Annotated in this window: 12 protein-coding genes, 7 tRNA genes and 1 riboswitch; of the genes, 18 read left to right on the top strand and 1 reads right to left on the bottom strand. The window is 30.4% G+C overall.

Going from position 1 to position 14459, the window contains the following annotated elements; all coding sequences use genetic code 11:
* The first annotated feature begins 58 nt into the window (after positions 1-58).
* The 17 genes from Q5F54_RS01095 to Q5F54_RS01015 all read left to right on the top strand — a co-directional run bounded on the left by Q5F54_RS01095 (position 59) and on the right by Q5F54_RS01015 (position 12090).
* Positions 59-143, top strand: a tRNA-Tyr gene (locus Q5F54_RS01095).
* A 19-nt stretch (positions 144-162) separates the two neighbouring features.
* Positions 163-236, top strand: a tRNA-Gly gene (locus tag Q5F54_RS01090).
* Between the two features lie 12 nt (positions 237-248).
* Positions 249-324 (top strand) — tRNA-Val (locus tag Q5F54_RS01085).
* A gap of 5 nt (positions 325-329) precedes the next feature.
* Positions 330-406: transfer RNA gene (locus tag Q5F54_RS01080), tRNA-Asp, on the top strand.
* A 17-nt stretch (positions 407-423) separates the two neighbouring features.
* Positions 424-499 (top strand) — tRNA-Asn (locus Q5F54_RS01075).
* An 8-nt stretch (positions 500-507) separates the two neighbouring features.
* Positions 508-582: transfer RNA gene (locus Q5F54_RS01070), tRNA-Gly, on the top strand.
* An 11-nt stretch (positions 583-593) separates the two neighbouring features.
* Positions 594-670: transfer RNA gene (locus tag Q5F54_RS01065), tRNA-Arg, on the top strand.
* A gap of 147 nt (positions 671-817) precedes the next feature.
* A complete protein-coding gene (gene cdaA, locus Q5F54_RS01060) occupies positions 818-1660 on the top strand; it encodes a diadenylate cyclase CdaA (protein WP_281537435.1) in 843 nt (280 codons plus the stop codon).
* Positions 1657-2844 carry a YbbR-like domain-containing protein gene (locus Q5F54_RS01055; RefSeq protein WP_281537436.1) on the top strand — a complete coding sequence of 396 codons (1188 nt, stop codon included), beginning with the start codon at positions 1657-1659 and terminating at the stop codon, positions 2842-2844. The genes cdaA and Q5F54_RS01055 overlap by 4 nt, the downstream gene beginning before the upstream one ends.
* A gap of 281 nt (positions 2845-3125) precedes the next feature.
* Positions 3126-4472, top strand: coding sequence for a phosphoglucosamine mutase (glmM, locus tag Q5F54_RS01050; RefSeq protein WP_281537437.1), 1347 nt, complete (start codon positions 3126-3128; stop codon positions 4470-4472).
* Positions 4473-4739: 267 nt separating this feature from the next.
* Positions 4740-6569, top strand: coding sequence for a glutamine--fructose-6-phosphate transaminase (isomerizing) (glmS, locus tag Q5F54_RS01045; RefSeq protein ID WP_071121577.1), 1830 nt, complete (start codon positions 4740-4742; stop codon positions 6567-6569).
* An 86-nt stretch (positions 6570-6655) separates the two neighbouring features.
* Positions 6656-7390, top strand: a complete 735-nt coding sequence (locus tag Q5F54_RS01040) for a YwmB family TATA-box binding protein (protein ID WP_302333878.1) — start codon at positions 6656-6658, stop codon at positions 7388-7390.
* Between the two features lie 45 nt (positions 7391-7435).
* Entirely contained in the window at positions 7436-8689 is a 1254-nt protein-coding gene (murA, locus tag Q5F54_RS01035) for a UDP-N-acetylglucosamine 1-carboxyvinyltransferase (protein WP_071121575.1), read from the top strand.
* A 79-nt stretch (positions 8690-8768) separates the two neighbouring features.
* A complete protein-coding gene (spoIID, locus tag Q5F54_RS01030) occupies positions 8769-9794 on the top strand; it encodes a stage II sporulation protein D (protein ID WP_071121574.1) in 1026 nt (341 codons plus the stop codon).
* Positions 9795-9888: 94 nt separating this feature from the next.
* Complete coding sequence (locus Q5F54_RS01025; RefSeq protein ID WP_281537440.1) at positions 9889-10566, top strand: M23 family metallopeptidase; 678 nt, start codon at positions 9889-9891, stop codon at positions 10564-10566.
* A 140-nt stretch (positions 10567-10706) separates the two neighbouring features.
* On the top strand, positions 10707-10973 hold the full coding sequence (gene spoIIID / locus Q5F54_RS01020) for a sporulation transcriptional regulator SpoIIID (RefSeq protein WP_071121572.1): 267 nt from the start codon (positions 10707-10709) through the stop codon (positions 10971-10973).
* Between the two features lie 97 nt (positions 10974-11070).
* Positions 11071-12090 (top strand): rod shape-determining protein, encoded by a 1020-nt coding sequence (locus Q5F54_RS01015; protein WP_277231246.1) that lies wholly within the window; start codon positions 11071-11073, stop codon positions 12088-12090.
* A 72-nt stretch (positions 12091-12162) separates the two neighbouring features.
* Here Q5F54_RS01015 and yyaC read toward each other — a convergent pair whose 3' ends face one another.
* The gene (gene yyaC / locus Q5F54_RS01010) at positions 12163-12672 is read right to left on the bottom strand and encodes a spore protease YyaC (protein ID WP_281537442.1); all 510 of its coding nucleotides are present in this window, start codon (positions 12670-12672) and stop codon (positions 12163-12165) included.
* A gap of 252 nt (positions 12673-12924) precedes the next feature.
* A riboswitch (SAM riboswitch) is annotated at positions 12925-13029 on the top strand.
* A gap of 134 nt (positions 13030-13163) precedes the next feature.
* On the opposite strand from yyaC, the gene metK reads away from it, so the two are divergent.
* Positions 13164-14357 carry a methionine adenosyltransferase gene (metK, locus tag Q5F54_RS01005; RefSeq protein WP_071121569.1) on the top strand — a complete coding sequence of 398 codons (1194 nt, stop codon included), beginning with the start codon at positions 13164-13166 and terminating at the stop codon, positions 14355-14357.
* Positions 14358-14459 lie beyond the last annotated feature (102 nt).

Here is a 14459-nt window from a genome sequence, read left to right as displayed (position 1 = left end):
AGCAGCTGACTTGTAATCAGCAGGTTGTAGGTTCGATTCCTATCACCAGCTCCAACGTGGAGGATTTCCCGAGCGGCCAAAGGGGGCAGACTGTAAATCTGTTAGCATTGCTTTCGGTGGTTCGAATCCACCATCCTCCACCACTTTGTATAAATTAAATATGCGGGTGTAGCTCAATGGTAGAGTTCCGGCCTTCCAAGCCGGCTGTGAGGGTTCGATCCCCTTCACCCGCTCCAAATTAAACTTATGGGACTATAGCTCAGCTGGGAGAGCACCTGCCTTACAAGCAGGGGGTCACAGGTTCGAGCCCTGTTAGTCCCACCATTTGCGGCCTGGTAGTTCAGCTGGTTAGAATGCCAGCCTGTCACGCTGGAGGTCGAGGGTTCGAGTCCCTTCCAGGTCGCCAACTTAATTAAATATCGCGGGAATATGGCTCAGTTGGTAGAGCAATTGACTGTTAATCAATGGGTCACAGGTTCGAGTCCTGTTATTCCCGCCATTGTATATGCGGGAATAGTTCAGTGGTAGAGCGTCACCTTGCCAAGGTGAAAGTCGCGAGTTCGAATCTCGTTTCCCGCTCCATAATAAAATATGGGTGCATAGCTCAGCTGGATAGAGCAACGCCCTTCTAAGGCGTGTGTCCGGGGTTCGAATCCCTGTGCGCTCACCATTTTAAAAGTTTCACATTAGTGAAACTTTTTTTATTTTATAAAATAAACTATATATTAAATAGTTTGTATATACTTAGATGAATATAGTATAATACATAGTGTAATAGTGCAAATTATTAATAAATCTCAAATAGGAGGAACAAATTGTGTTGGATATAAATTCCTTTTTCGGTGGATTTTTTGATATGATATTTAGTATGAGTCTAAATGATATTATAGATATATTAATAGTAGCGTACATATTTTATAAGATATTTATGTTCATTAAAGATACTAGAGCAGAACAGGTTTTAAAAGGAATTGTTTTGTTATTTGTAGCTACACAAATTAGTGAAATTTTAAAACTACATACATTATATTGGTTATTAATAAAAGCTCTTGATTTAGGTTTTATAGCTGCATTGGTAATATTTCAACCAGAACTTAGAGCAGGGCTTGAACATATAGGAAGAACAAAATTTAATTTCTTTTCGAAGAATAGCATAAGTGTATCAGAAGAAATTTTTAATAAAACAATAGAAGAGATAGTAGAAGCATTATATTCTTTATCTAGACAGAAAATAGGGGCTCTTATTATATTAGAGAGACAAACTAAAATAGGAGATATAATAAATACAGGTACAAGTATTGATGGTGCAATATCGAGACAATTATTGATAAATATTTTTATACCTAATACTCCTTTACATGATGGAGCAGTTGTTATAAGGGATTCTCAAATAAAAGCAGCGGCATGCTTTCTTCCGTTAACTCAATCGAAGGATTTGAGTAAGGATTTAGGTACTAGACATAGAGCAGCAGTAGGAGTAAGTGAAGTTTCTGACTGTATATCATTAATAGTATCAGAAGAAACTGGAGATGTATCTATAGCTAAAGCAGGTAAATTATATAGAAATATATCAAAGGAAAGAATGATTAATATATTAAGAAGTAATCTAAAGGTTACTACTCAAGAAAAAGGCTTTTTTAAAGGTGGGATATTTAAATGATAAATAAATTGAAATATAATTCTAAAATAAAGATTATATCCCTATTAAGCGCTATGGTACTATGGATGTATGTTATGGCAATTGTAGATCCAGAGGAAACTAAATTATTTGAAAATATACCTGTTACAATAACTAATAAAAATGAATTAAATGAAAGAGATCTTGTTATTTATCCAGAACAAGATCTTACAACTAATATATATGTTACTGGGAAATTATCAAATCTAAAAAAAGTAACAAAAGATGATATAAATGTATATGGACAAATAAATAATCCTCTGGAAGGAAATAATGAGATATATTTAAAAGTATCTACTTCTCAAAGAGTAAACTATGATTTTAAAAATCCAGTTATGATTGTTACCTTAGAAAAAATTATTAGTGAAGATAAAAGTATAAAAGTAGATATAACTGGTAGTGGAAAAAATAATGTAGACAATATTATGTTACAAGACAATATAGATAAAGTTAGTATATCTGGACCAAGAAGTTTGGTTAATAAAGTAAAAAGAGTCGTAGGAACTGTTAAAGTTAGTGGAGAATCTAATAATTTTTCACAAAGCATAAAGTTAGAGCCAGTAGATGCCAACGGTAAGGTTGTAGAAGGAGTAGAATTAGAAAAAGATTCAGTTAACGTTAATATAATCTTATTAGCTCAAAAGACTGTTCCAATAATATTAAAGTTATCTGATAATAGCGAATCAGGTGTAAATTATACAATGAGTCAGAATACAGTAACTATAAAAGGTAAAAAAGATATTGTAGATTCTATAAATAATATAGAAACTCAACCTGTAAAGTTATCTGAAATATTACCTGGAACAAGTAAAGATATATATTTACAAGTTCCGAGTGGAATAACTATAGAAACAAAGTATATTACAATAAATAAGAATTCTGAAGAGAATACACTAGAAGAATATACGTATACAGCTAAAGATATAGAAATAAGAAATAATACAGAAAATATAGATAAAAGTAAAATAAAAATTCCTAATAGTATTAATGTTAGTATAGAATACTTACAAAGTGAAGGTTCAATAAATAAAGATGATATAAAGCTATATATTGATTTAAATGAAGTATCCTTAGAAGATAATACTTGTAAGATAAAATATGAATCTATATATGAAATAGAAAAAATAAATATAGATCCGGATACTGTAACTATAGAAGAGTCATAGACTTAGTAATAAGATGCAACAATAATCATAAATAATTATTGTTGCATCTTATTTATTATATATGCTATAAAATTGTATATTATAAAATAAAGTAATATAATATTAATCGTTTAACTTTAAAGTATATGAATTACTCTATAGTGTAGATTTTAAATAATTATATTGTTCTTTTTCCCTATCTGTATTAAAATGTCTTTATGGATTAAACTAAGAGAATAATACAATTTAAATATACATAATAATATACTTATACGTTTTTTCTTTTTGAAAGGAGATCTTTAATGAGAAAATATTTTGGAACAGATGGAGTAAGAGGGGTAGCAAATACGGAACTTACTTGTGATTTAGCATATAAATTAGGTAGAGCTGGTGGATATGTATTAGCTCAAGGAAAAGATAAAGTTAAAGTAATAGTTGGTAAAGATACTAGAGTTTCAGGGGATATGTTAGAAGCAGCATTAGTTGCAGGTCTTATGTCTGTAGGATGTGATGTTGTTACAGTTGGAGTAATACCAACTCCTGGTGTTGCATATTTAACTAAAAAATATGAAGCTGATTGTGGAGTTGTTATATCAGCATCTCATAATCCAGTTGAATACAACGGTATAAAGTTCTTTAATAAAGATGGATACAAACTAGATGATGCAGTTGAGTTAGAAATAGAAGGGTATATAGATAATATAGAAAAAGTAGATTATCATCCAGTTGGTGAAAAAGTTGGAAGAAAAATATTTGTTCATAACGCTCAAAGAGATTATATAGACTATTTAAAATCTATAGTAAATGTTGATTTTAAAGGATTAAAGGTAGTGCTAGATTGTGCTAATGGAGCAGCATATAAAGTTGCACCAACAATATTTAGCGAATTAGGAGCAAATGTAGTAACTATAAATAGTGAACCAGATGGAAATAATATAAATGATAAGTGTGGATCTACACATCCAGAAAAATTACAAGAGGATGTTGTTAAGCATAAAGCTAACTTAGGTCTTGCATATGATGGAGATGCAGATAGATTAATTGCTGTTGATGAAAATGGAAACATTGTAGATGGAGATCATATAATGGTATTAAGTGCTATACATTTAAAAAATAAAGGTAAATTAGCACAAGATACTTTAGTAGTTACTGTTATGAGTAATATAGGACTTACTATAGCGGCAAAAGAGCATGGTATAAATCTAGCTACTACTGCTGTAGGAGATAGATATGTATTAGAAGAAATGAAAAACAGTGGATATAACCTTGGTGGAGAGCAATCAGGGCATATGATATTCTTAGACTATAATACAACTGGAGATGGAGTTTTAAGCTCTTTAGTATTAGCTCAAATAGTACTAGAAGAAGGCAAAAATTTATCAGAACTTGCAGCTGTAATGACTCAATACCCACAAGTATTAGTTAATGCTAGAATAAAAAATGAAAACAAGAATAAATATATGGAATATCCAGAGATAAAATATGAGATAGAAAGAATAGAAAAATTACTAGATGGATGTGGAAGAGTCTTAATTAGACCATCAGGAACAGAACCATTAGTAAGAGTTATGTTAGAAGGTAAAGAGGAAGGTCAAATAAAAGAATTAGCAACAAACTTAGCTAATCTTATACAAGAAAAATTATCATAATTTTTAAGGTGAGCACAAAAATAAAATTTGTGCTCATCAATAAGCGCCAGAACTTAGTTACTAGCGACAACGAATTGATATTATAAAAACTAAGTTGACGAGGTCAGAGTTTATCGAATTGTCGGCGGATGCTCTGCGGTGAGTTCACCATCGAAAGAACTTTCTTAAAATATAGGAGTAATTCTATACACAAAGGGAAGCTTAAGTGAATAATATATGACCTAACTCTAAAAATATAAATAATAATATTTTTAGGAGGAATTTAATATGTGTGGAATAGTTGGATATTTAGGACACAGACAAGCAACAGAAGTTTTAGTAGAAGGACTTTCTAAATTAGAGTACAGAGGATATGATTCTGCAGGAGTTGCAGTTAATACTGGAAATGAATTAGAAATAAGAAAGTTTAAAGGAAGATTAGCAATACTTGCTGAAGATTTAGAAAAATCTCCAATATTAGGTGGATTAGGAATAGGACATACTAGATGGGCAACTCACGGAGAACCATCTGATGTAAACTCTCATCCTCATTTTAACATGGATAGAACAATAGCTGTTGTACACAATGGTATAATAGAAAACTACATGGAATTAAAAGAAGAATTACAAGCTGAAGGTGTTGTATTCTTATCTCAAACAGATACAGAAGTTGTAGCTCATTTAGTAGATAAATACTATGAAGGAAACTTATTAGATGCTGTTTATAAAGCAACTGAAAGATTAAGAGGAGCATATGCTTTAGGTGTTATATGCAAGGATAACAACAATGAATTAGTTGCAGTTAGAAAAGATAGTCCATTAGTTGTAGGTCTTGGAGAAGGTGAAAACTTTATAGCATCAGATATACCTGCTATATTAAAATATACAAGAAATGTATACTTCTTAGAAAATGGTGAATTTGTTCATATAGTTGGAGATAAGTTAACTATATTAGATGAGAATAGAAACGTTGTTGAAAAAGAAGTTACAGAAATAACATGGGACGTAGAAGCTGCATCTAAAGGTGGGTATGAGCACTTCATGTTAAAAGAAATATACGAGCAACCAAACGGTGTTAAGGAAACATTAATAAGAAGATTAAATGATAATGGAGAAATCCAATTAGATGATATAAAAATGACTAAGGAAGACTTAGATAAAATAAATAAAGTTTATATAGTTGCATGTGGTACTGCATATCATGCAGGTCTTGTTGGTAAATTTGCTATAGAAAAGTTTGCAAAAATACCGGTAATAACAGATATAGCATCTGAATTTAGATATAGAGATCCATTTGTTGACGAAAATACTTTATTAATATTAGTAAGTCAATCAGGTGAAACAGCAGATACTTTAGCATCTTTAAGATATGCTAAGGAAAGAGGAGCTAGAATATTATCAGTAACTAATGTTGTAGGATCTTCTATAGCTAGAGAATCAGATGATGTATTCTATACTTGGGCAGGTCCAGAAATATCTGTTGCATCTACTAAAGCTTATACAACTCAATTAGTATCATTCTATATGATAGCATTAGATTTTGCTATAAAGAAAGGTACTATAACAAGAGAATTCTACAATGAAATGATAGATAAGTTAAAAGAAATGCCAGAAAAGGTATCGAAAGCTTTAGAGCAAGAAGAATATATAAAAAATGATGTTGCAAAAACATTAAAAGATGCAAATAGTGCTTTCTACTTAGGTAGAGGATTAGATTACAACTTAGCTATGGAAGGTGCATTAAAGATAAAAGAAATATCTTATATACATGCAGAAGCTTTTGCTGCTGGTGAATTAAAGCACGGTACAATAGCATTAATAGAAAAAGGAACTCCAGTAATAGCGATAGCAACTCAAGAAGAGTTATTCGAAAAAATGGTATCTAACATGGAAGAAGTTAGAGCTAGAGGAGCGTATGTAATAGCTATAGCTCAAGAAAAGAATACAGAAGTTGAAAAAGCTGCTGATAAGGTAATATATATACCAAACGTAGATGATATAGTATCTAGTATATTAACAGTTTTACCACTTCAATTATTATCTTACTATGTTGCAGTTGAAAGAGGTTGTGATGTAGATAAACCAAGAAACTTAGCTAAATCAGTAACAGTTGAATAGATATAAAAATAATTTATAAAAGTATATCCTCCTTAAAGTTGTCAATAATTTAAGTATGAAATGATAATTTTAAGGGGGATTTTTAAATGAAAATAGTTAAAGTTATAGCTAGTTTTTTTATACTAATGTTAATAGGCATATTTATTTCATATGGGGACACTGATAATAGTGGATATGATAAATTTTTGGAAACATTTAATAATACACAAGCAGATTTTAAATTTTATAATATAAAAGCTAATGGATTAATAAATTATGATATAACTAAGAATGAAATAAAAGATATATGCATAGATATAATTAATGACTTGGGTTTAGAAGAAAGTGATATAAAGTGGGAAGAAAAATGGGGTGAAAAAGAAAAACAGATATATATTCAATCAAATAATTCTAATAAAAGCATTTCTATAATTGGGATTAAAAAAAATAGTAATGAATCATATATAATTGTTGACATATTGGACAATAAGGTATATAAAAATATAGTGGATATTTATACAATTCTTGAGAAATCACTATATAAATATTCAAATATCATTGATATAAGTACATGTATATCGGGAGAGTTTTCTAAAAAATTACAATTTAGCAAATATGATGATATTTTCCAAGAAATATTATATAATATGAGTGCTGAAGAAATAGATAGAGTCGAAAGCGAGAACATGGTATCTATTACAGCATATAGTGAACTATTTGATGAAAATTATTTAGAGTATTTAGGAAATAAGATAAATTTAAATATAGGAATTAGGTATAGCGAGGATGATGATAAAACATTAATATACATAGCTACACCGATTATAAAACTAGATTATTGATCGATTATAAAACTAGATTATTGATAATGAGGAGAGAATAAAAATATGCCTAAGATATTAGTTAAAAAGAGTAATCCGCTTAAAGGAAGCGTTAAAATAGATGGAGCAAAAAATGCAGTATTACCTATAATAGCAGCAACATTATTAGCAAAGGGAAAGTCTACATTAAATGGAGTTCCAAATTTAAAAGATGTACATGTTATATCTGATTTATTAAGACATTTAGGAGCAGAGGTAGAGTATAATAATAATACTTTAACTGTAGATGCTACTAATATAACAACATGCGAAGCTCCATATGAGCTTGTAAGAAAGATGAGAGCATCTTTCTTAGTAATGGGACCATTACTTGCAAGATTTAATCATACAAAGATATCTATGCCAGGTGGATGTGCTATAGGAACTAGACCAATAGATTTACATCTAAAAGGATTTAAGCACTTAGGTGCTAAAGTTGATATGGATCATGGATTTGTAGAAGCTACAACTGAAAAATTAGTAGGTAATAAATTATACTTAGACTTCCCATCAGTTGGTGCAACTGAAAATATAATGATGGCAGCAGCACTTGCAGAGGGAACGACTATAATAGAAAACGCAGCAGAGGAACCAGAAATAGTAGATTTAGCAAACTTCTTAAATGAAATGGGTGCTAATGTAAAGGGTGCTGGAACAAACACGATAAAAATAAAAGGTGTAAAAGAATTAATAGGAACAGAGCATAATGTAATTCCTGATAGAATAGAAGCGGCAACATATATGGTTGCAGCAGCTATGACTAAAGGTGATATAACTATAGAAAACGTAATAATGGATCATTTAAAGCCTGTAACAGCTAAATTAATAGAAGCAGGTTGTGAAATAATCGAAATGGAAAATGCAGTTAGAGTAATAGGTCCAGAAGTTTTAAAACCTATTGATATAAAAACTTTACCACATCCAGGATTCCCAACAGATGTTCAAGCTCAATTTATGGCTATGCTTACTGTTGCAAATGGAAGTGGAACTGTAATAGAAACTGTATTTGAAAATAGATTTATGCACGTTGCAGAGTTCAATAGAATGGGTGCAGATATAAAAATAGAAGGTAGAAGTGCAATTGTTAAGGGTGTTAATCAACTATACGGTGCTAAAGTAAATGCTACAGATTTAAGAGCAGGTGCTGCACTTATATTATGTGGTCTTATAGCTGAAGGGGAAACTCAAATAGGTGAAATATACCACATACAAAGAGGATATGTAGATATAGATAAGAAGATAACTGCATTAGGTGGAAACATACAAATAATAGAAGATTAATAAATAAAGTTTTATAGTAATATAATATAAAGGGTTATTCATATACTTTAAAGATAAGTAATCTAAGGAGGAAAAGTATATGAATAACCCTTTAAGAATTTTAGCAGGAGTAATAGTATGCTCAGTTACATTACCAATATTTTTAAGTGTAGTCTCTTATGATGATATAGAAACCAATACTCCTCAAAAACAAGAACAACTAATAGAAAAAAAATCATCCTCAAAATATATAAATTATGAAACGGTAGATAAAGATTCACCTAAAATTAATATATACAACCATAAAACAGGAAAAACACAACAAATGGATATAGAAGAGTATTTATATGGGGTACTTTCAGGAGAAATGCCTTCAGATTTTAATATAGAAGCATTAAAGGCACAAGCTGTTGCAGCTAGAACTTATGTTATGTATAATCAAGAAAATGAAACATCTAAGCACAAAGGTGCAGCTGTATGTACTGATTATACTCATTGTCAAGAATATAAAAGCTATGAAGAATTAAAAAAATCCAAAGGTGAAGATTGGATAAAAAACTCTTATCCTAAAGTAAAACAAGCAGTAAATGAAACAAAAGGACATATCATAACTTATAATGGAGAACCTATATTACCATTATATTTTTCAACATCATCAGGAAAAACTGAAAATAGTGAAGAGGTATTTTCAACTGAATATCCATATCTAAGATCGGTAGATAGTCCATATGATAAATATGCACCAAAATACGCATCTACATTAAAAATAAGTAATAAAGATTTTGTAAGTAAATTAAAAAGTACATATAGTGATATAAATATAACTCAAAATAATCTTAGCTCTCAAATTAAAATATTAAATAGAAGTGATGGGGGATCCGTTGAAAAAATAAAATTAGGGAATAAAGAACTTACAGGTAGAGATATAAGAAATATATTAAATTTAAACTCAGCAAACTTTGAAATAAAATTTGACACTAACTCTCTAGACTTTGTAGTAAAGGGATACGGACATGGAGTAGGAATGAGCCAGTGGGGGGCTAATGGAATGGCAGAAGAGGGATATAAATACTATGAAATACTATCTCATTACTATAAAGATACAACAATAAAGGATTTATATTAAAGCATTAAAAATAAATGTAAAAAAGTGATTAAATTGTATAAAATTAGAAAATAAGGCCAACAATACAGATACACAATATATTTGGAGGTGCTGTATGAAGAAAAAACTATTAGAAAAAGATGGTTTTTACTTGGCTTTATTTGTATGTATATGTTTAGTAGCTATTGGTGGGGTTTGGTTTACAAAAAATAATGTAGATGAGTTAACATCAAATGATTTATTTGTAAATAAGACTAACGAAAATAGCAAAAGAGACGAAGATGAAGTACATTTAATAGAAAAAGAAGCAGAAAAAGACGACTCTATACCTACTTCAACTGGGTCAAAGGAAAACTTAGAAAAAGCCAAAGAAAAACAAGAAAATAAAAGTTCAAAGTTAAGTTTCTTAGGGACTAAAGTTGTTAGAGAATACTCTGAAAAAGAACCAAGTTATTCAAAAACATTAGATTTATGGGAAATACATAAAGGTTTAGATATAAGTGCAGATAAAGGTTATGAAGTAAAATCTCTATTAGATGGAAAAGTAGTTAATGTATTTAAAGATGACAAACATGGAATATCAGTAAGAGTAGAAGGTGCTAATAACGTAGTAGTTGTATACTCTAACTTAGATGAAAAAACTAATGTTAAAAAAGGACAGGAAGTTACAGAAGGTCAAGTATTAGGTACAGTTGGAAATACTACTTCAGTTGAAAGTGAAGATGGAACACATGTACATGTAGAAGCTTTTAAAGGTGAAGAATCTATAGATCCTATGACGCTTCTTAAATAAAAATAACTTAGCTTATATTGTCAACAAATATACGTTACTAAAAAATATAACAGACTTTAATCAAAAATGATTGAGTCTGTTATATTTTTTGCTTAACTCACATATATATCATTAAGGTTAGTATGTGAGGAGGGAATGTAGTGAGGTCTCATATAGAGGAGCGAGCAATCGTTGTAGCAAAATATATACTAGAAAAGAATACTACAGTAAGACAAACCGCTAAGACATTTGGTGTGAGTAAAAGTACTATTCACAAGGATGTTACTGAACGATTAGAGGAAATAAACCCAACCCTTGCAAAAGAGGTTAAAATGGTTTTAGAAAAAAATAAATCTGAGAGACACATCAGAGGTGGAATGGCAACAAAACTTAAATATGAAAAAGAAACGAAGAAAGATGTAGGGTGATACCTACATCTTTTTCTTGACTTAAATAAAGTTTTTGTATATTTTGTATAATAGGAGTTAAAAATGAATCGATAAAAATAAAAAAGGAGTTGAAGAAATGTCTAGAGCAGATATAGGTATAGATTTAGGTACGGCAAATGTACTTGTATATGTTAGTGGAAAAGGAATTGTTCTAGAAGAACCCTCTGTTGTAGCAATAGATAAGAAAGATAATTCTGTATTAGCAGTAGGTGAAGAAGCTAGGAGAATGATAGGAAGAACGCCAGGGAATATAGTTGCAATAAGACCTTTAAGAGATGGTGTTATATCAGATTATGATGTAACTGAAAAAATGTTAAAGTATTTTATAGATAAAGTCGTAGATAAAAAAGGATTTGGTAGATTCTTTATGCCTAGAATAATGGTATGTGTGCCTACTGGAGTTACAGAAGTTGAAAAAAGAGCTGTAGAAGAAGCAACAAGACAGGCTGGTGCAAGAGAGGTATATATAATAGAAGAGCCTATAGCGGCTGCAATAGGGGCAGGAATAGATATATCTCAACCTCATGGAAATATGGTTATAGATATAGGAGGAGGAACAGCAGATGTAGCTGTAATATCTCTAGGTGGAGCTGTAGTAAGTGAGTCTATAAAAATAGGTGGAGATAAATTTGATGAGGCAATAGTAAGGTATATGAAGAAACAACATAACCTTCTAATAGGAGAAAGAACTGCAGAAAAAATAAAAATAGAAATAGGTTGTGCATATAAAAGAGAAGAAGAGAAAACTATGAGAGTAACAGGTAGAAACTTAATTACTGGATTACCTTATGCCATAGAAGTATCTTCTTCAGAAATGTTAGAAGCTTTGGATGAGTGCGTTGAGCAGATAGTGGTTACGGCACATGTAGTACTAGAAAAAACACCTCCAGAATTAGCGGCAGATATAAGTGATAGAGGTATAATTATGACAGGTGGAGGATCATTATTATACGGATTAGATAAAAGAATAGAGGAAAGAACAGGTATAAAGGTAATAGTTGCTAATGAGCCATTATCTTGTGTAGCTGCGGGAACAGGAAAGGCACTTAGTTCAATAGATTTATTAAAATCGGGTGGAACATTTAATAAAAAATAAAATATAAATAAAAAATCCTGCTCTAAATGGAATAAACTATTTAAAGTAGGATTTTTTATTTTTGTATTTAAGTTACGTTGAAAGTAAAAGTGATAAAGAAATAATCTCGGCTAATTCTAGAATGAAACTAAGTCTGATACTATTAAATGAAAATCTATTATTTTCATCTATTTTATCTACTATACCTACTATTGAATAGTGTCCTATTTGAGGTAATTTTTTACCTACTCCTTTTCCGGGCAAGATAGGGCCTTCTCTTATTTGTATATTGCCTATACTGGTTTTTGAACCTAAACACGCATCTATAGCTAGAAAGTTACCTTTAGGATGGGATTTTTTTATATGTTCAATAGATTCATATATATTTAAAGCATGGATAGGGTTATCTAATGTACCGTAGACAGGGTATTTGAAGTCGCTGTTTTTTAACATTGTTCCAACTAAAGGTCCAAGTGCATCACCTATAGCTCTATCTGTTCCTATACAAACTATAACTGTATTTTCATCAATTACATCTTTAATAATTGAGCTTAACACCTGTACTACATTTTCTTTTTTATAATTTATTTTGGCTAAATACATAGGAACCCCCTTTCCAAAAAAATATATGAAAAATTTATATAAAAAATACCTATCTTTAAGGTTTAATAAAGTAAATTTGAGAGTTAAATTTATATATAATCAATTTGCAATAGATTAAGAATTAACTAGTTTTATAGTATAAAACTAAAATATATAAAACTAAAAAATAAATTATTATATAATATATTGACATTAGAATAAAAAGGTAGTAAAATTTATTATATTAACATAAAAAATAAATATTTCTTGATTACCTTATCAAGAGAGGCGGAGGGACAGGCCCTATGAAGCCCAGCAACCACCCATTAGGGAAACGGTGCTAAATCCTACAAGATTTTATATCTTGAAAGATGAGGTTAGTTAATTAATGTATTTATATACCAAAATTAACCTCTTCTTACTAAGAAGAGGTTTTTTTATTTTCAAGATACGTATGAAACTAACCACCTTGTGATAATAAATATATGTGAAAAATTTTAGGAGGATGGATTATGGCAAGACATTTATTTACATCAGAATCAGTAACAGAAGGGCATCCAGATAAGATATGTGACCAAATATCTGACTCAATATTAGATGCATTATTAGAAAATGACCCACATGCTAGAGTTGCTTGTGAGACAACAGTAACAACAGGATTAGTATTAGTAGCAGGAGAAATAAGTACTAATACTTATGTTGATATACCAAAGTTAGTAAGAAAAACAGTAAAAGAAATCGGATACGATAGAGCTAAGTATGGATTTGACTGTGACACTTGTGCTGTTATAACTTCTATAGATGAGCAATCAGGAGATATAGCAATGGGTGTGGATGAAGCTTTAGAAAATAAAAAAGGTGAAGTAACTGAAGATGAAATAGAAAAAATAGGAGCTGGGGACCAAGGTATAATGTTCGGTTTTGCTTGTAATGAAACAGAAGAATTAATGCCTCTTCCAATATCATTAGCTCATAAGCTATCTAGAAGATTAACAGAAGTTAGAAAAAATGGAACTTTAGAATACTTAAGACCAGATGGGAAAACTCAAGTTACAGTTGAATATGATGGAAATAAAGTAGTTAGAGTTCATACTATACTTATATCAACTCAACATGGAGAAGAAGTTGATAATGAAACAATAAGAAGAGATTTAATAGAGCATGTAATAAAAGCTGTTATACCTGCAGAATTACTTGATGAAGAGACTATAATATATATAAATCCAACAGGAAGATTCGTTATAGGAGGTCCTCAAGGAGATACAGGTCTTACAGGTAGAAAAATAATAATAGATACTTATGGAGGATACTCTAGACATGGTGGTGGAGCATTCTCAGGAAAAGACCCTACAAAGGTTGATAGATCAGCTGCTTATGCTGCAAGATACGTAGCTAAAAATATAGTTGCTGCAGGACTTGCAGATAAGTGTGAGATAGAATTAGCTTATGCAATCGGTGTTGCTAGACCATTATCAGTATTTATAGATACTTTTGGAACAGGAAAAGTTTCTGAAGAGAAATTAGTTGAATTAGTTAATAAGAACTTTGACTTAAGACCAGGTGCAATAATAAGAGATCTAGATTTAAGAAAGCCAATATACAAGCAAGTTGCTGCGTATGGACACTTTGGAAGAAATGATTTAGACTTACCATGGGAAAGAACAGATAAAGCAGAAATATTAAGAAAAGAAGCATTAGGAGAATAATTTAAATAAATCCTAATTTATACACCCCTTAGAGTAAATTTACTTTAAGGGGTGATTTTATTTATTATAATAAGGTATAATAATTACAACTTAAGACAAGTA

The organism is uncultured Romboutsia sp. (genome assembly GCF_958366745.1).
GTDB classification, from domain to species: Bacteria; Bacillota; Clostridia; order Peptostreptococcales; family Peptostreptococcaceae; genus Romboutsia; species Romboutsia timonensis.
This window is presented reverse-complemented; position numbering and strand designations above follow the sequence as displayed.